Genomic DNA, 17,593 nt, shown 5'->3' on the forward strand with positions numbered 1-17,593 from the left:
GTTGATTTAGCTCTATGTCTGACCAGCGTCCACCAGGGAGAAGTTATTCGTGTCCAAACGTGTCCGTACCGCCGTATTTCCTGTCGCCGGCCTTGGCACCCGTTTCCTGCCCGCCACCAAGTCCATGCCCAAGGAAATGCTCACGGTAGTGGATCGTCCGCTGATCCAATACGCGGTGGACGAGGCCCGCGAAGCCGGCATCGAACACTTCGTCTTTGTCACCGGCCGCAACAAGGGGGTCATCGAGGACCATTTCGACCGACAGTTCGAGCTGGAGGCGACGCTGGAGGCGCGCGGCAAGCTCGAAGCGCTCGAGCAGTTGCAGCAGGACCTTCCTTCGGCTGGCCGCACCAGCTTCACCCGCCAGCAGGAGCCGCTGGGGCTCGGCCATGCGGTGTGGTGCGCCCGCGATATCGTGGGCGATCAACCCTTCGCTCTGTTGCTGCCCGACATGATCTTTCAGGCCAATCCCGGTGTGCTCAAGCAGATGATGGACGCCTATGAGGAGCGGGGGGGCAATATCATCGGTGTCGAAGAATGCGCCTGGGAGGATGTGTCCTCCTATGGGCTGGTGGTGCGCGGCGATGGCCCGGACCAGGGCTTTGCCATCAGCGGCATGGTGGAAAAGCCCAAGCGCGAAGACGCGCCATCAAACCTCTTCATCTCCGGCCGCTATATCCTGCAGCCCGAGATTTTTGCTCTCCTCGCCGAACAGACGCGCGGCGCAGGCGGTGAAATCCAGCTGACCGACGCCATGCAGACCCTGATGGGCCGGCAGCGTTTTACCGGCGTCAAGTATGAGGGCAAGGTCTATGACTGCGGCTCGAAGCTGGGGTTCCTGACCGCCAATGTGGTCTTCGCGCTCGATCGCCCCGACATTCGTCCCGGCTTTGTCGAGGAATTGCGCAAGCTCGATCTCGGCGACCAGCTCTAGCGCTTCAGCGTTACGCCCAGGCTGACCGTGTGGCTGTCAAAGGGGCCTGTCGCGCTGTTGTCGCGATGGGCATAGCCGTAATCGGCTGACACGGCGGTGCGCGCATTGACCTTGTAGTCGGCACCGGCGCCCAGCCCATGGCTGCGCTCGGTTTCGCCGCTCCCCTCAAGCAGCGAGCGGCCCCAATCGGCCGAGGCCCGCAGGCGCAGCCAGGAATTGACGGTATAATCGACATTGGCAAGGGCGGTATGGGCCACCCGCGCCGTGCCGCTGCTGTCGCTGCCGGTGGGGGTGACCGTAGTCGAGAGCGAGGCCGTCAGGTTGAGCGTGGAATCGGGTGAATAGGTAATGCTGGCGTCGTAGAGGCGCGTGGTGATGTCGCTCAGCCCGGCCGCGTCGAAATCATTCTGGCCCACCCCCATCGAGGCGCTGGCCGAAAAGATGCCATTCCAATTGCCGGAAATCCCGGCACGCAGGGCGCGGCTGGTGGCATCGGGTTTACTGCCACCTGCCCCGGCGTGATCGAACCAGTCGCGACCGAGCGAGGCTTCTCCAAACACTTCAAAAATCGGGGTGGCCTGAAGACCAAGACGCAGCGTCGCGTCGCCCTGCCAGACATTCTGGTCCGAATTGTCGGTGACGCCGGTGTCGGTGCGGGTGGTGGGGCCATAGATCGTGCGCTCGAGCGCGCCCTTGAGGCCCAGGTTGAACTGACCGAAGCGCCGGTCCATGCCGCCGCCCAGCGCGCCGGTGAGCACCTGCGGCGGTGTCGTGATCAGCGGGCTGAGGCCGGGCGTCGCGGGCAGATCCTGCGACAGACCCAGCCGGGCATTGCCGCTCAGTGTCGTATTGGCGTCCAGCATGGTGCTGGCCTTAAGCTCGAGCGCCAGGTCGGTGGCACCCAGATTGCCATCATTGCCCCGCGCCAGCGTGGCGCTGCCATCCAGCACCAGATCGGTGCGCACACCCTGATGGGTGGCGGTAAAGCCGGGATTGAGCGTCGTGACGAAGCCATTGCCGTCACTGGAACTGGTGTAGCTGCCCTTAAGGCCAATGGACCAGTCAAGCTCAACCGGAAGATGGCCCGGCTCGCTGGGCACTGCAAAATCTTCGGGAACCGGCGCGGCCGGATAGATGCCGGGGGTCAGCCGTTCGTCATCATAGGCGGTCTCATCGATGATCAGCGGCTGGGCCAGCGCCAAGCTGGTTGGGGCGACACTGGCCAGGAGGACACTCAGCAATGTCAGGTTTTGCCGGATCACGTCCTGCCCCGTCTTGTGCGCCGACAGGTGCGCGCGTCGGCCTGCCCCAATAGGGCGTGCCGCCATCCTTTCAGCTTATGGTTAAAGAATGCTTGCGGCCAATCCCTAGACGGGCTCGACGCGCAGCACTGCGCCATCGGCCCCGGTAATGCGCACCCGCTGGCCGGCGGGCAGGTCCGGGCCGGCGATGCGCCAGACGGTGTCGTCCAGCGCCAGGCGGCCAAAGCCCCCGGTGATGGGCTGGTCGAGCACCGCTTCCTGGCCGATGAAGTGCTCGGCGCGCTGGTTGAGCAGCGGCCGGTCGGTCTGGGCGGCGCGGTTTCGGGTGAGACGCACCCAGACAAGGATGCTGGCCAGCGACAACACCCCGAACACCAGCCATTGCACCGGCCAGTCGAGCGGCTGGAAGAGGACGAGGATGCCAGTCAGAATGCCGGCAATGCCCATCCACAGCAGGAACCCGCCGGGCACCACCAGTTCGAGCGCCAAGAGCACCAGCCCGGCGACAATCCAGCTCCAGGGTCCGTTGGCGCCCAGGTATTGGATGATCTGCATGGAACCCTCCGGTTACGCCGGCGGATTGGAATTGGGCGGCCGGCTCGAAGCGCGCGCCGGCGCCGGCTTTTCGCCGCCAAACGTTTCGCGCGCAATCTCGGCAATGCCGCCGATGGCCCCGATAACGCTGGCGGCCTCGACCGGCAGCATCAGGATTTTCTGGTTGGGCGACGTGGCAATCCCCTCCAGCGCCTTGATGTAATTGTTGGCGACGAAGTAATTGATCGCCTGCACATTGCCCGAGGCAATGGCGTCGCTCACCATCTGCGTGGCCTTGGCTTCGGCCTCGGCGGAGCGTTCACGCGCTTCGGCGTCGCGGAAGGCGGCTTCCTTGCGGCCCTCGGCTTCGAGCACCTGCGCCTGCTTGGCGCCTTCGGCCTGGAGGATCGCCGACTGCCGCCGGCCTTCAGCCTCGAGAATGGCGGCGCGCTTCTCGCGCTCGGCCTTCATCTGGCGGCCCATGGAATCCACCAGGTCCTTGGGTGGGTCGATGTCCTTGATCTCGATACGGGTGATCTTGACGCCCCAGGGCGCCACCGCCGTATCGACCACCTTGAGCAGCCGATGGTTGATCTCGTCGCGATTGGACAGCAGTTCATCCAGGTCCATCGAGCCCATGACCGTCCGAATGTTGGTCATGGTCAGGTTAAGGATGGCGTTTTCGAGGTTGGACACCTCATAGGCCGCCGCCGCCGCATCAAGGATCTGGTAGAAGGTGACGCCATTGGCGGTGATCGAGGCATTGTCGCGGGTGATCACCTCCTGGTGCGGCACGTCGAGGACCTGCTCCATGACGTTGATCTTCTTGCCGACGCTATCGATGAACGGCACGATCAGATTGAGGCCGGGCTTGAGCGTGCGGGTATATTTGCCGAAGCGCTCGATGGTGAAATTATAGCCCTGCGGCACCGTCTTGGCGCCTGCAAACAGCACCAGCACAAAAAGAATGCCCAGCCCGATCAGCACGGCGCTGAACCCGTCCAGTCCACCCAAGATTTCCATGACCCACTCCGTCCAATCCCATGTCGCGCCGCAACATTATGCGGCGCCCGAAGCATTGGGTAGGCCCAAAGTGGATCGCTATTTGGCGGGCAGGCAGCGGCCGCTGGCCTGCAGGGCGGCAATGGCTCGCGGGTCGCAACCTGTATAGAGGAACATCAGCCAGTCCTCGGTGGTGCCATAGAACACATTGCGGTCCACCTCGCCCCGCACGCCCGGCACGATCCCGGTCTGGGTATATTGCCAGAAGGTCCAGGGACGGTTGCCATAGCGTTCATGCGGCTCGGCGGCGGTCGAGCGCAGCCAGAAGGCATTGGGGAAATACTCGCCCGCCAGGACGTCGTTGTGGAAATTCATGTCGGTATAGATGATCGGCAGCTTGCCGGTGTGGCGCTCCATGGCGTCCAGCATCAAGCGGATCTTTTCCAGTGCATCGGCCTTGTTGGGCTTGGTCTTGCAGCTTGAATGATTGTTCCATTCGAGATCGAGCACCGGCGGCAGGGCGCTCGGATCATAGGGCACGTTCTGGGTGAACCAGGCGGCCTGCTCGGAAGCCAGCGAGCACCAGGTCATGAAATGATAGGCACCGCGCGGCATGCCGGCATCGCGCGCCCGCGCCCAATTGGCGCGGAAATTGGGGTCAATATAGTCCTTGCCCTCGGTCGCCTTCATGAAGACGAAATGCGTGCCGCCGGCGCGCGCACGGTCGAAATCCACGTTTTCCTGGTAACGGGCCACGTCGATCCCCTGGATCGGCATGGCCCGCGCCCGATCCACCTTGGCATGCGGGCGGTTGTCGCCGGGAATGGCATTGTAAAGCCCGCCCATGCTGCCGCAGGCGGCCAGCGCCACAACGACAAGGCTCACAACGGCGCCCCGGCAGAGGGCAGAAAGGGAGCGGGAAACAGAGGGGACCATGAACAAGACACTCAATGCGCAGGAGTAAAGCTGAGCATTGAATCAACATGGCGCGGTTAATGGAGTTTTAGGGTAACCATTGTGGCAGCGGGCATGGTTAACAAGCCACAATTCGTTCGCGCTTCGTTCAAAGCCTGTGGCGGATCAGCCAGTCGACATGTCTTTGCACCTGCCCGGCCGAGACCGGTCCGCCATGCCCGAGGTAAAAGCGCCTGGCGCCGCGGTCGAGCAAGGTTTGGAGCGATTGGACCACGTGGCGGGTATCCTCCTCAAAAGGTGGCTGTTGCGTGCGCGAACGCCACGCAATACCGCCCAGCAGTATGCCCGACGAAAGGAGGTCTCCGGCCAGCACCTGACCATCCTGTGTCAGAACCGACAGCGATCCGGGTGTGTGTCCTGGCGTGGGGATGAGAGTCAGCCTCTGGTCTGGCCAGAAGGAGAGCGTCGCGTCGGCCGCACCCTGCAGGGGAGCATCGATAGCAACCTTGGGATAGGGCCTCTCGATCATTCCGGTCAGTCGAAAGATCCGTCCGAACCAGCCGGTGGGTCGCGTCAGCGGCTTCTGTCCAATGAGATAGGGCACGTCCCCTTCATGCGCATGGATCGGTGCATGGGAGAGGCGCGCAATTTCAGCCGCCGATCCGGCATGGTCGATATGGCCATGTGTCAGGATGACGGCGCGCAGGGCGCCCCAGTCAAGGCCGGCGGTCGCCAGGGCCTTTCCAATCTTTCTTGTGTGCCCCGGCAGGCCAGTATCCACCAGCACCGCCTCGCGGCCATGGATGAGGATAAAAGCATTGAGCATGCCGCCGGGCAGCGTGGAAACGGTTATAATTCGGAGCATCAGGGCCTCGCCGATTTCAATCGCGTGGCACCTAGACAATTGCCAGAAGGCCAGCAATTGGGCACTTTTTGGTAACGGCAACCTGTGGACGAGACAATGAACGCCATTACGCCCTTGGCCTGGACAGCTCCTGAGAGCGACGATTGCCCGGTCGCCGATACGCTGGCCAGACTGGCTGGCAAGTACAAGCCGCGACTGCTTCATGCCCTTAGCCTCAGCCAACTTCATTTTCTGGAGCTGGTGCGAACCATGCCGGGCGCCAGCCGCAAGGTTATTGCCGCGCAACTCCAGGAGTTGACAGCCGACGGTCTTGTTCTGCGCCTGCCCCAGAATGATGCGCGCCGCCGCGTCCGTTACTGTCTTTCGCCGACAGGACGCGATCTCGTCGTCGTATTGGCCGGTATTTTTGCCTGGTCTCAACTACAGGACTGATTGGCGTTCGCTCTTCGTTCTTGTTAATGATTTGTTCCTCTGCTAGTTTTCCCGGAAAGCTTGGGGGCGGAACTCATGGTTGCGCGCGTTACCACTGTGGCGTTTCAGGGCATCGAGGCCGTGCCGGTCGATGTGCAGGCCCATATCGCGCCCGGTTTCCCCGCCCTGGTTCTCGTCGGCCTGCCCGACAAGGCCGTGCGCGAAAGCGGCGAGCGGGTGCGCGCGGCGCTGACCGCCTCCGGCCTGGGCCTGCCGCCCAAGCGCATCACCATCAACCTTGCCCCCGCCGATCTGCCCAAGGAGGGCAGCCATTATGACCTGCCCATTGCGCTGGCCTTGATGGCGGCGCTGGGCGCCATTCCACAGGACGCGCTCGACGGCTTCATGGCCCTGGGCGAATTGGGGCTCGACGGGCGGCTGGCCCATGTCGGCGGCGTCTTGCCGGCGGCCATGGCAGCGGGTGCCAAGGGCCTCGGCATCGTCTGCCCTGCCCCCTCCGGGCCCGAAGCCGCCTGGGCGAGCGAGGACATCGAGATCATCGCCGCCGAAAGCCTTGTGGCGCTGGCCAACCACCTGACCGGGCATCAATTGCAGGCCCGCCCGCAGCCGGGACGGCACCTCGCGGCGCCGGGCGCGCTGCCGGACCTCATGGATGTGCGCGGCCAGGCGGTCGCGCGCCGGGCGCTGGAAGTGGCGGCCGCCGGGGGGCACAACCTTCTCATGATCGGGCCGCCGGGGGCCGGAAAATCCATGCTGGCGGCCCGCCTGCCGTCCATCCTGCCGCCGCTGTCAGCGCGTGAACTGCTCGACGTTTCGATGATCCAGTCGATTGCCGGGGAATTGGCGGGCGGCATGCTCTCGGATCGCCGGCCGTTCCGGGCGCCGCATCATTCGGCCTCGATGGCGGCACTGGTGGGTGGCGGGCTCAAGGTGCGGCCGGGCGAAGCGAGCCTGGCGCATAATGGCGTGCTGTTTCTCGATGAACTGCCCGAATTTGCGCCCAATGTGCTCGACAGCCTGCGCCAGCCGCTCGAAAGCGGCGAGACGGTTATTGCCCGCGCCAATGCCCGCGTCGCCTATCCGAGCCGCTTTCAACTGGTGGCGGCGATGAACCCCTGCAAATGCGGCATGGCCGGCACGCCGGGCCATAGTTGCAAGCGTGGCGCCGCCTGCGCCGGGGACTATCAATCCCGCGTTTCCGGCCCCTTCCTTGATCGCATCGACATCCGTATCGACGTGCCTGCCGTCTCGGCCGTCGATATGATTGCTCAGGGCGCGCCCGCCGAACCCTCGGTGGATGTGGCGCGGCGGGTGGCGGCGGCGCGCGAGCGGCAACGGCAGCGCTATGCCGATGCCGGGCACCCCGCCGTGTTGACCAATGCCGCCGCGCCATCGGCGGTGATCGAGCGGTTGGTGGCGCCCGATCGCGAGAGCCAGGCGCTGCTGCTGCAGGCGGCGGAACGCTTCAACCTTTCGGCGCGCGCCTATCACCGCGTCCTCAAGGTTGCCCGCACACTTGCCGATCTCGCGGCCTCCGATAAGGTCACAAGACCCCATATTGCCGAGGCCCTGAGCTATAGGCTCAATTTCGGCGCGGCCTGATCAGGTTGGACCATGAAGCATCGCATCTCCGCCGGCGTCCTGGCCCTGCGTGGCACATCCATCCTGCTGGTCCGGCATTTTCGCCCCGGGGTGCACGATTTCTGGGCGGGTCCCGGTGGCGGGGTGGAGGGCAATGAAGACCTCGCCTCAGCGGCCGAGCGCGAGGCGTTCGAAGAAACCGGCCTGTGTGTCCGGGCCGGCGCGATGGCCTATATCGACGAACTGATCGACGATAGCGGCCGGCTCGTCAAATTCTGGTTTCTCGCGGACTTTCTTTCCGGCGAGATCGACGTCAGCGCCAATCCGGCCGAGGGCGAAGCCATCAGCGAAGCCGGCTGGTTTGCCCGCGATGCGCTGCCGCACGGCCATGTGTTCCCCGAAGTGCTGCGCGACCGGTTCTGGCAGGACCTCCAAACAGGCTTTCCCGCCCCGATCAAACTGCCGCTGCGGCAGTCGATTTTTTGAGATCAGAGCCATCGGAGTGCAGCGAGTTCAGTGCGCAAGGCGGGGGGAATAGATGGCAGAGCACGGTCAGCTGGTGCAGTGGAATGATGAGCGGGGCTTCGGCTTCATCGAAGCCGGGAATGGGCAGCGCTATTTCGTCCATGTCTCGTCCATAGGGCGCATCGCGACGCGGCCCCGCATGGGCGACAGCGTCACATTCGAGCCGCACAGGGGTTCGGATGGGCGGCTTCAAGCTCGATCCGTTCGCATTCTTGGTGCCAACCCCGCGCCGTCATTCGCGACGCGAGCGCGCGGTGAACCGGCAAAAGCGACAGCTCTCGACTGGCGTCTGCCGTTCGTCCTGGGTTTGTTGGCAATTCTGGCGGCGGGTTTTGCTTTGGGACGCGTTCCCCTGGCGTTGATCCTCGGCTATTTCGGCATGGGCCTGGTGTCCCTGATCGCCTATCGCATGGACAAGCATTTCGCCACCACCGGCCAGTGGCGCATCAGCGAGGCGACCCTGCTGGGCCTTGATCTCTGCCTGGGCGTTATGGGTGGCTTGTTGGGGCAGGCCCTGTTCCGGCACAAGACGCGCAAGCCGAGTTATGTCGCCGCCACTGTGCTGATCCTGGCGGCACATCTGGCCGGACTCGCAGCATTTGCCGGTGGCTTTCTCGAACCCGATAGCCTTGTAACGTCAATGCTTTCGTGGCTGGCGCCCGGTGGATAAGTCTGTGGACAAACGTTTCACGTGAATCACGCCCCCCAAGGCCTTAGCTGACCCGCCGATAGCCTCCGGGCACACCCTTGGGCGACAGGACGATCTGCCAGAGATTGATCTGGCGGGCGCGGAACAGGGCGGCAAAAACCGAGAGGTAGTAGCGCCACATGCGGGCAAAGCGCTCGTCGTAGCGGCTGGATAGCTCGGGCCAGGCCGCGTCAAAATTATCGCGCCAGGCCATCAGGGTGCGATCATAGTCGGCCCCGAAATTGTGCCAGTCCTCCATGACGAAAACCCCCTCCGTGTCCTGCCCGATCTGGGCGATGGAGGGCAGCATGCCATTGGGAAAGATATATTTTTCCGCCCATGGATCACCATGGGTGGTGGAGTGGTTGCCCCCGATACTATGGAGGAGAAACAAGCCTCCCGGCTCAAGCAGCGAGCGCACCTTCTCGAAATAGGCGCGATAGTTCTTGTAGCCCACATGCTCGAACATGCCGACCGAAACGACCCGGTCAAATTGACCATCGAGGTCCATATAGTCCATCAGCCGGGTTTCGATCGGCAGGCCCTGGGCGCGCGCATTGGCGAAGGCGGCCTGCTGCTTGCTCACCGTCACGCCCAGCCCGGAAATGCCATAGCGTTCGGCCGCGAACTGCAGAAAACCGCCCCAGCCCGAACCGATATCGAGCACGCGCATGCCCTTTTCGAGGCCGATCTTGCGACAGATGAGGTCGAGCTTGGCCTCCTGTGCCGCGTCCAGGCTGGTCGCCGCAGCCCAGTAGCCGCAGGAATAGACCATGCGGCTGTCCAGCATGGCCGCGTAGAGATCATTGCCGATATCATAGTGTTTCTCGCCCACTTCGTGCGCCCGCAATCGCTGCAGGTTGAGCAGGCGCGCCCGCAGCGTGCTGGCGATCAGGGGCAGGTCCCGGGGAAAGGCATCGTGCACCTGCGCGGCGGCCAGTTTGAACAGTGTGCCATCGAGGGGCTCGGCATCCCACCAGCCGTCCATATAGCTTTCACCCAGTCCCAGCGTGCCGTCGCGCAGCAGGCGGGCGTAGAGCCGTTCGTCATGAATGGTGAGGTCGGCATCGGGCGCCGGCGCGATGGTGACACCCGCCCGGGCAAGCTGATCCAGAACGAAGCGTTTCGCGGTTGAGGTCATGAGAGCGGCAAGGCCCGATGAGCACAGGACAATCCTATCCCCATCGGGGCCTGCCGTTCAAGGCCGTAGCGGGCGGCGGGGCCGCCCGTTCCGCCCGGCTGATGGCTAGTGGAACTGCGCCGTTTCGGTTGATTCCGCCATGGCGGTGGTGGCGCTTTTGCCTTCGCTGACCGTCATCGACACGGCATCGAAATAGCTGGTGCCCACTTCGCGCTGGTGGCGGACGGCGGAAAAGCCATGCGCCTCGGCGGCGAATTCGGCCTGCTGCAGTTTTGAATAACCCGCCATGCCGTGTTCCTTGTAGCTGCGCGCCAACTCGAAGGTGGTCAGGCTCAGGTTGTGGAAGCCGGCCAGGGTAATGAACTGGTATTTATAGCCCATCGCCGCGATTTCGCTCTGGAACCGGGCCATGGCGGCCTCGTCCATATGCTTGGCCCAATTGAAGCTGGGTGAACAATTATAGGCCAGCATCTGCTCGGGATATTCCTTGCGGATCGCCTCGGCGAACCTGCGCGCCTCATCGAGATCGGGCTTGGAGGTCTCGCACCAGATCAGATCCGCATAGGGCGCATAGGCCAGGCCCCGCGCAATGGCGCAGTCAATGCCGCCCTTGAGCCGATAAAAGCCTTCGGCAGTACGCTCGCCGGTGACGAAGGGCTTGTCATAGTCGTCGATGTCCGAAGTGATCAGGCGGGCTGCTTCTGCATCGGTGCGGGCCATGATCAGGGTGGGTACGCCCATGACATCGGCGGCAAGGCGGGCAGAATTGAGGGTCCGCACGAACTGGCTGGTGGGTACCAGCACCTTGCCGCCCAGATGCCCGCATTTCTTTTCGCTGGCGAGCTGGTCTTCGAAATGTACCGCAGCGGCGCCAGCCTCGATCATTGCCTTCATCAGCTCGAACACATTGAGCGCGCCGCCAAAGCCGGCTTCCGCATCGGCAATGATGGGCACGAAGAAATCGAGATCGGTGGTTGGCGTGCCGTCGGCCTGTTCCATGGTCTGGATCTGGTCGGCGCGCTGCAGGGCCTTGTTGATGCGCTTGACCACCGAGGGGACGCTGTCCACCGGGTAGAGCGATTGATCGGGATACATATTGCCCGAGCTATTGGCGTCGGCGGCAACCTGCCAGCCAGACAGATAGATGGCCTTGAGGCCAGCCTTGACCTGCTGCACCGCCTGATTGCCGGTAAAGGTCCCCAGGGTCGGGACGAAGGCTTCGCTCTTAAGCAATTGCCAGAGCTTTTTCGCCCCGCTTTCGGCCAGCGAATGACGGATCGGCAGTGAGCCGGCCAGGCGGCGCACATCGGCCGGGCTATAGCTGCGCGAAATCAGCTTCCAGCGGTCTGGCGCATAGTCTGGCGCCGGAAAGCTTTCGGGTTTGTCGAGCATGTCGGTCTCCTCATTTGGACATGGCTGCGCCGGTCCGCCATGCGGGCGGATGGCAATGATTCACGTGGAACTTTGAAACGGCCCCGAGGGCGGGGCTTGATCGGTGGGCCGCCTGCGCTGCGATCAGCAGGCGACGCGGCGGCTGAAGGTGGCGGCGATCATGCCCGCCCCCGAGAACAGCTCCTGCGCGTCCTCGCCACCCACCAGGGTGAACTGATGACGGCCGATGCGGCCGGCGATGGCAAAGCCCTGGGCGGCAAGACCGCGGGCCTTGAACTGGGCCATGGCCTCAGTGGCGGTGGGGGCAATGATGGTGATGTATTCGTCGCGCTGCTGCTCGGTGATGGGGGACATTGAAATTACTCCTCGCTGGTGATGTAAAGATTTGACAAAGGCGTCCAATATGCAAGAAATAACGACATAACCGCCAGTAAACCTGTAAGTCGCTGGTCAAGTTTCAGCAGCAGAGTTGTAAAGTCTGTAAAGCTGAAGAGGAGGAAACCATGGTCGAGGCAGCCGAAAGCCAGATCGGCGGGCGCATCAAGCGGCTGCGGCGTCAACGCCATCTCAACCAGGCCGATCTCGCCCAGTCGCTGGGCATTTCGGCCAGCTATCTCAACTTGATCGAGCACAATCGGCGCAAGGTGACGGTGCCGCTATTGTTTTCGATTGCCGGCTATTTCGGGGTCGAGCCGGGGGAACTGGTCGATGGCGACGAGGGACGGCTCGTGGGCGACCTGATGGAAGCCTTTGGCGACGACATCTTTGCCGATAGCGACCTGACCAATCTCGAAATCCGCGATCTGGCCACGGCCAACCCGGCTGCGGCGCGGGCGGTGCTCAAGCTCTACGATCGATATCGGCTGGCCGCCGCAGGGGCTCCCGCACCCAGAAGCGAGGGCGAAGCCGAACCGTTTCACCTCGCGACCGACGCCATTTCCGATTTCCTCCAGGCCAGTTCCAACCATTTTCCGGCTCTCGAAGACGCCGCCGAGCGGGTGCGGGCAGATATCGACAATTCCGGCGACGGGTTCGAGGCGGCCATCCGCACCTATCTCTTCAATGTCTTCGGGCTCGAAGTGCGCCTGGCCTCCCTGCCCCATGGCATTGCCCGCCAGCTCGATCCGGCGCGACGCCATCTGCTGATTTCCGATCTCCTGCCCGCCGAAAGCGCCAGTTTTCTCTTGGCCCAGCAGATCGGGCAGTTGGCGGCAGATACGGAAATGGCCCAGATCATCGACAATTCTGATCTGCCTGAGGGCGACGCGCCGGCCCTGGCGCGCAATGTGCTCTCGGCCTATTTCGCCGCAGCGCTAATCATGCCCTATGCGCCGTTTCTCAAGGCGTGCCGCGACTATCGCTACGATATCGAGCGGCTGGGGCGGCGTTTCGGCGCCAGCTTCGAGCAGGTTTGCCACCGCATGACGACGCTGCAGCGCAAGGGTGCTTCGGGCATTCCGCTGCACCTGGTTCGGACAGACATTGCGGGCAATATCTCCAAGCGCTTTTCGCTTTCGGGCATCCATATTCCGCGCCACTCCGGCGCCTGCCCGCGCTGGAATATCTATGCGGCCTTTCTCGCCCCCGAGCGCATCAATGTGCAGGTCAGCCAGATGCCCGACGGGCAGAAATTCTTCTGCATCGCACGCACCATCACCAAGGGCGATTATCGCTACAATGCGCCAAGGCGCTATCTCTCGGTGGGGCTGGGCTGCGCCATCCACCACGCCAGGGAACTGATCTATTCGGACGGCATCGACCTTTCGAGCGAGCAGCAGGTGGTGCCCATCGGGGTCGGGTGCCGCATTTGTCCGCGCCTGGAATGCGGGCAAAGGGCACATCCACCGGCCGATCACCGGTTCCGCATCGACGACAGCATGCGGCCCGAAAGCCTCTACGCGCGAATGAGTTAGTTAAAGCATTGCCAGCAAAAGTGTTTGCGGTTTTGGAGTGCGACAAACAAAGAGTAAGAGTCATTCGGCGTGTCGACGAGCCGGTGAAATGCCCTAACCTTCGCTCTCAAGGGTGCGATGGTCGCGTTCCCAGCTGGCGCGCCATTCCCGCTCGAGCGTGGCGCGGCGCTTGCCATAGCGTTCCTCTGTAATGGTCAGCCGAACGATGCGGTCGGTGCGGAAATTGCGGAAATCCTGACGCAGCAGGCACCAGGCTGAAATGGTCTGCTTGCCCTCGTAAAACGCCAGGCCCACCGGCCAGATGGTGCGGCTGGTGGCCCGTCCCTGCTCGTCTTCATAGTCAATATTGACGGCCTTCTCCTGGCGCATGGCGAGGCGAATGTCGCCCAGCACCGGGATCGGCTTGCGCTGGCCCCAGAGCGCCACCGGCCAGAGCGCGGTATCGCTGATGCGGTCGCGCAGGTCCTCGGGTGAGGCCGTGGCGATCTTGGCCAGGGCATTGCGGGCAGCGGCACTCAAGCCGTCGTCAGGCTGGGTTTCCACCCAGCGCGCGCCCAACACCAGTGCCTCCAGCTCCTCGGGCGTAAACATCAGTGGCGGCAGGAAAAATCCGGGCTTTAGCATATAGCCCACCCCGGCCTCGCCATCGATGGGCGCGCCCAGGCCGATAAGGGTCTGGATGTCGCGGTAGAGCGTGCGCACCGAGACATTCTGCTCTTCGGCCAGGGCAGCCGCAGTGATCGGCCGGCGATGCCGCCTGAGCGCGTCCATGATCGCAAACAGGCGTTCGGTCTTGTCCATGCCATCGTCTCCTGCCCGAGGGCATTGGGGTGCCAGATTCGCCGGGAGCGGTCCATGCCGCTCCCGGTGCGCTCAGGCAATCTGGTTGTAAAAGGCATGGATGTCATCGGCCATGGCCTCTGGACCCTCAAGGGCCGGAAAGTGCCCGCCGGCATCCAGTTCGGTCCAGCGCACGATATTGCGCACATGCCGGTCCCCCCAGGCGCGTGGTGCCGGATTGTCGCGCGGCGGCACCAGAACGCCATGGGGCACATCATGGGCGCTGGCCTGGAGCAGTTCGGGGTCGGCAAAGGCTTCCTTGTAGAGCCGCATGGACGAGCCAATGGTCTGGGTGAACCAATAGACCGAGATGATGGTGGCCAGTGTCTGGAAGGGGATCGTGTCCTCAAGGACACCGTCATGGCCCGCGGCGAAGTGGTATTTTTCGAGGATCCAGGCAGCGAGGCCGGCCGGTGAATCATTGAGCCCCACGGCCAGCGTCGCCGGCTTGGTACCCTGAACCATCACATAGGCCCCCTCCAGATGCGCCCTGAGATCGGTGGCGCCGAAATAGGCTTTCTCGGCCGGGCTGGCGTCATCGGTGCGGGGGTAACCGGAAAAGACATTGATGTAATGCGCGCCAATCAGGCGCTGCGGAAAATTCCGCACCAGCGCCATCTCGACGCCGGAACCCAGGTCCGACCCGGAAACCATGAACCGGTCATAGCCCAGCCGGGTCATCAACTCGGCCCAAAGGGGCGCGATCCGGGTCATGTTCATGCCCCGTTGGCGCGGTTGGCCGGAAAAGCCGTAGCCCGGCATTGAGGGGATGATGATGTCAAAGGCAATGCCGTTCCGTGGCGTGGTCAGCAGGGGTATCAGCGGCAGCAATTCGACAAAGTTGGAGGGCCATCCATTGGTCAGCAGCAGCGGGATATTGGTTTGCCCCTGCCCACGGACATGGACAAAATGCACCGCCTCACCTTCGATGGTCTCGATGAATTGCGCAAAGCCGTTGAGAGCCGCCTCGCTGGCACGCCAGTCGTACTGATTGGCCCAAAAGTCGATGAAGCGGCGCAGGAAGTCGTCTTCCACCCCATAGTCCCAGCCAGCCTCGTCCAGCGTGGGCGCGAAGCGCGTGGCCAGGAGGCGGGCCTTGAGATCGGCAAGGTCAGTATCGGGAACGGCAATGGTGAACGGCACCGGCATGTCTGTCTCTCCAGTTTGTGCTGGAGAGACCATGCTGGGGCGCGCTGACACCTGGCGTCAGCACCGCTGCTGACAGGAACTGGCAGGACGGTGTGCCGCCCATCCAAGAGGCTGAATGCGGCCGAGAACCGCCGCCAGTCGCCGTCGGCGCTTAGCCGATCTCGATCTCGCACCAATGGCTGTAGGGCCGGTCGGGCGAGTGGATGACATTTGGGAAATGCGGATTATGCACCGCATCTGCCAGGCTCTGGTCTTCGAGGCAGAAGCCGGAATGCTTGCCATAGGTCCTGCCGCCAAGCCCGGGGACCGGCACATCGGTCCAGACGCCATTATAGACCTGTACGCCGGGGCGATCACTCCAGAGTTTCAGCGTCAGATCCCTGTCGGGCGAAACGACCGATGCAATGGGGTCGGCGAGTTTGCGGCCGGTGTCGAGGACCATGCCAATGTCATAGTCGACCGGCGCACCGTTGGCGTCGCGCATGGTGCGGGGCTGGCGCAGATCGTAGATCGTGCCGGCTGAGGGCAGGATGGCACCGGTGGGCGCCAGGTCAGCGCCCAGTTCGGTATAGGCGCTGGAATTGACCTGCACCATGTGGTCGAGCACCGTGTTGCTGGTGCCAAGGTTGAAATACTGGTGCTGCACCAGACTGATCGGGGTGGCGCGGTCGGTGGTGGCGGCCAATTCCAGGCGCAGGCGATTGCCGTTGAGCGTATAGGTCGCGGCGAAATTGACATTGCCCGGATAGCCCATGGCGCCGTCGGGCGAGAAATGGGTGAACCGCACCGCATTATTGGCGCTGTCCGCCTGGCCGGCCCAGACCTGACGCCCAAGCCCTTCTGCGCCGCCATGCAATTGCAGGTCGCCCGCATTTGCGGGCAGCTTGTAGGTGACACCATCCAGTTCAAAGCTGGCAGACTTGATGCGATTGGCAACGCGCCCGGCCAGCGACCCGAAATGCGGGCTGTGGGCAGGATAGGCGTCGAATTGATCAAAGCCGAGGACGACGCTGCGTTCGCCGCCACCAACAGGGACCTTCCAGTCGCGCACCACCACGCCATAGCCGATGATATCGACGCTGACGCCGGTATCGCTGGTGAGGCGGAACTGGTCGACGCGCTGGCCGCTGTGTTCGCCGAATGTTGAGACCGTGATTGCCAATTTCGATTCCCCCGTCCCTGGTTGCGCGCGGAGCTGTATCGCTAATTGACCCTGCCCTGCAACGCTGCACTTGACCTTTGCGCTGGCGCCGCCAATCGTGGCAGAGCACGGGATGCGTGCGACGAGGGGATGGGTTTGAACGAAGAGATAGTCAAGCGAAGGGCGACCGTGCACGACGTGGCCCGCGCTGCGGGCGTGTCACTGGCAACGGTCGACCGCGTGCTCAACGGGCGCCCCGGCGTGCGCGCCGTCACGGCAGAAAAGGTTGAGCAAGCCATTGCCCAGCTGGGCTTCTCGCGCGATCTCAACGCCTCGCTGATGGCCCGCGCCCGCGACCTCAATGTGGTGTTCTTCATCCCCGATGGCACCAATGAATTCATGGATAGCCTGGCCGAGGCGGTGCAAAGACGCTCGCCTTTGGCGCTGGCCGACCGCATCCATCTGAGCATGCGCCGGGTCAAGGCGCTGGATGCCGCGGGGCTGGTCAGCGGCCTCAACCAGCTCGACGCGCACAGCTGCGATTGTGCCGTCATCGTCTCCAGTGATGAACCCGAAGTGCTGGCCGCCATCGATGCGGCGCATCGGCGTGGAGTGGCCGTCATGACCCTGGTGTCCGACCTGCCCGGCTCGGCGCGCCGCAATTTCATCGGGATCGACAATGGGGCCGCCGGGCGCACGGCGGCCTCGCTGATGGGCCGCTTCCTGCCGCAGGGCGGCAAGGTGGCGGTGGTGGCCGGTTCGCTGCACCTGCGCGACCATGCCGAGCGGCTGGAGGGGTTCCGCGCGGCGCTGGGGGCCGAATTTGGCGCCATCGAGATCATCGGCCCGCTCGAAGGGCATGACGAGCGCACCGAGACGGCCGCGATCATCGCCCGGCTGCTGGCCGATCATGCCGACCTGGGCGGCCTCTACAATCTGGGTGCCGGTAATGCCGGGCTGGTGGCGGCGCTCGAGGCCTCGGGCCGCAGCGGCGATTTGCGCGTCATCGCCCATGAGCTGACACCGACCACGCGGGCCGGACTGCGCTCGGGCGCCATCGACGTGGTGCTGGATCAGAACCCCGACGGTGAAATTCGCGAGGCCATTGCCGCCGCCAGGGCATTGGCGCTCGACGCCTCCCGGACTGCGGCCACTGACCCCATTGAAATTGGGATTTTCCTGCGCGACAATCTGCGCTAAAGAGACGCCGATCATCAAATCGGGGTGGCCCAAAACGGGCGGGAGGACGTTTGTATGTTTAGGCTTGTCGCGCATGAGG

18 protein-coding genes are annotated in these 17,593 nt (G+C 63.6%); 7 read left to right on the forward strand and 11 right to left on the reverse strand.

What is annotated here, in order from left to right; genetic code table 11:
- The first annotated feature begins 49 nt into the window (after positions 1–49).
- The gene (gene galU, locus NIM87_RS05510; protein WP_254673636.1) at positions 50–934 is read left to right on the forward strand and encodes a UTP--glucose-1-phosphate uridylyltransferase GalU; all 885 of its coding nucleotides are present in this window, start codon (positions 50–52) and stop codon (positions 932–934) included.
- Here the strand turns inward: galU and NIM87_RS05515 are convergent.
- From NIM87_RS05515 to NIM87_RS05535, 5 genes are all read right to left on the reverse strand, one after another.
- Positions 931–2,196 (reverse strand): outer membrane beta-barrel protein, encoded by a 1,266-nt coding sequence (locus tag NIM87_RS05515; protein WP_254673637.1) that lies wholly within the window; start codon positions 2,194–2,196, stop codon positions 931–933. The two genes, galU and NIM87_RS05515, sit on opposite strands and share 4 nt — an antisense overlap.
- Positions 2,197–2,301: 105 nt before the next feature.
- Positions 2,302–2,751 carry an NfeD family protein gene (locus NIM87_RS05520; RefSeq protein ID WP_254673638.1) on the reverse strand — a complete coding sequence of 150 codons (450 nt, stop codon included), beginning with the start codon at positions 2,749–2,751 and terminating at the stop codon, positions 2,302–2,304.
- Positions 2,752–2,763: 12 nt separating this feature from the next.
- Positions 2,764–3,753, reverse strand: coding sequence for an SPFH domain-containing protein (locus tag NIM87_RS05525; protein ID WP_254673639.1), 990 nt, complete (start codon positions 3,751–3,753; stop codon positions 2,764–2,766).
- Positions 3,754–3,831: 78 nt separating this feature from the next.
- Positions 3,832–4,617: a glycoside hydrolase family 25 protein gene (locus tag NIM87_RS05530; protein WP_254673640.1), complete on the reverse strand. Its 786-nt coding sequence runs from the start codon at positions 4,615–4,617 to the stop codon at positions 3,832–3,834.
- Between the two features lie 178 nt (positions 4,618–4,795).
- Positions 4,796–5,512 carry an MBL fold metallo-hydrolase gene (locus NIM87_RS05535; RefSeq protein WP_269467933.1) on the reverse strand — a complete coding sequence of 239 codons (717 nt, stop codon included), beginning with the start codon at positions 5,510–5,512 and terminating at the stop codon, positions 4,796–4,798.
- A gap of 96 nt (positions 5,513–5,608) precedes the next feature.
- Between NIM87_RS05535 and NIM87_RS05540 the strand changes: the two genes are divergently transcribed.
- The 4 genes from NIM87_RS05540 (at position 5,609) to NIM87_RS05555 (ending at position 8,720) form a co-directional block, all read left to right on the forward strand.
- Entirely contained in the window at positions 5,609–5,944 is a 336-nt protein-coding gene (locus NIM87_RS05540; protein ID WP_254673641.1) for a winged helix-turn-helix transcriptional regulator, read from the forward strand.
- Positions 5,945–6,019: 75 nt separating this feature from the next.
- Positions 6,020–7,546: a YifB family Mg chelatase-like AAA ATPase gene (locus tag NIM87_RS05545; protein WP_254673642.1), complete on the forward strand. Its 1,527-nt coding sequence runs from the start codon at positions 6,020–6,022 to the stop codon at positions 7,544–7,546.
- 12 nt (positions 7,547–7,558) lie between these two features.
- Complete coding sequence (locus NIM87_RS05550) at positions 7,559–8,011, forward strand: NUDIX domain-containing protein (protein WP_254673643.1); 453 nt, start codon at positions 7,559–7,561, stop codon at positions 8,009–8,011.
- Between the two features lie 52 nt (positions 8,012–8,063).
- Positions 8,064–8,720 carry a DUF1294 domain-containing protein gene (locus NIM87_RS05555; protein ID WP_254673644.1) on the forward strand — a complete coding sequence of 219 codons (657 nt, stop codon included), beginning with the start codon at positions 8,064–8,066 and terminating at the stop codon, positions 8,718–8,720.
- Between the two features lie 43 nt (positions 8,721–8,763).
- Here the strand turns inward: NIM87_RS05555 and cfa are convergent, their stop codons facing one another.
- The 3 genes from cfa to NIM87_RS05570 form a co-directional block, all read right to left on the reverse strand.
- Positions 8,764–9,879 (reverse strand): cyclopropane fatty acyl phospholipid synthase, encoded by a 1,116-nt coding sequence (gene cfa, locus NIM87_RS05560; RefSeq protein WP_254673645.1) that lies wholly within the window; start codon positions 9,877–9,879, stop codon positions 8,764–8,766.
- 105 nt (positions 9,880–9,984) lie between these two features.
- Complete coding sequence (gene aceA, locus NIM87_RS05565; protein ID WP_254673646.1) at positions 9,985–11,271, reverse strand: isocitrate lyase; 1,287 nt, start codon at positions 11,269–11,271, stop codon at positions 9,985–9,987.
- Positions 11,272–11,394: 123 nt separating this feature from the next.
- Positions 11,395–11,625 (reverse strand): hypothetical protein, encoded by a 231-nt coding sequence (locus tag NIM87_RS05570; protein WP_254673647.1) that lies wholly within the window; start codon positions 11,623–11,625, stop codon positions 11,395–11,397.
- A gap of 149 nt (positions 11,626–11,774) precedes the next feature.
- Here NIM87_RS05570 and NIM87_RS05575 point away from each other — a divergent pair, with 149 nt between their 5' ends.
- Entirely contained in the window at positions 11,775–13,184 is a 1,410-nt protein-coding gene (locus tag NIM87_RS05575) for a helix-turn-helix domain-containing protein (RefSeq protein ID WP_254673648.1), read from the forward strand.
- A 93-nt stretch (positions 13,185–13,277) separates the two neighbouring features.
- Here the strand turns inward: NIM87_RS05575 and NIM87_RS05580 are convergent, their stop codons facing one another.
- The 3 genes from NIM87_RS05580 to NIM87_RS05590 all read right to left on the reverse strand — a co-directional run bounded on the left by NIM87_RS05580 (position 13,278) and on the right by NIM87_RS05590 (position 16,335).
- The gene (locus NIM87_RS05580; protein ID WP_254673649.1) at positions 13,278–13,985 is read right to left on the reverse strand and encodes a helix-turn-helix transcriptional regulator; all 708 of its coding nucleotides are present in this window, start codon (positions 13,983–13,985) and stop codon (positions 13,278–13,280) included.
- A gap of 72 nt (positions 13,986–14,057) precedes the next feature.
- Entirely contained in the window at positions 14,058–15,173 is a 1,116-nt protein-coding gene (locus NIM87_RS05585; protein ID WP_254673650.1) for an epoxide hydrolase family protein, read from the reverse strand.
- Positions 15,174–15,324: 151 nt separating this feature from the next.
- Entirely contained in the window at positions 15,325–16,335 is a 1,011-nt protein-coding gene (locus NIM87_RS05590) for an aldose epimerase family protein (protein WP_254673651.1), read from the reverse strand.
- A gap of 135 nt (positions 16,336–16,470) precedes the next feature.
- On the opposite strand from NIM87_RS05590, the gene NIM87_RS05595 reads away from it, so the two are divergent.
- Positions 16,471–17,514 carry a LacI family DNA-binding transcriptional regulator gene (locus NIM87_RS05595; protein WP_254673652.1) on the forward strand — a complete coding sequence of 348 codons (1,044 nt, stop codon included), beginning with the start codon at positions 16,471–16,473 and terminating at the stop codon, positions 17,512–17,514.
- Positions 17,515–17,593 lie beyond the last annotated feature (79 nt).

The organism is Devosia ureilytica, from assembly GCF_024273195.1.
GTDB classification, from domain to species: Bacteria; Pseudomonadota; Alphaproteobacteria; order Rhizobiales; family Devosiaceae; genus Devosia; species Devosia ureilytica.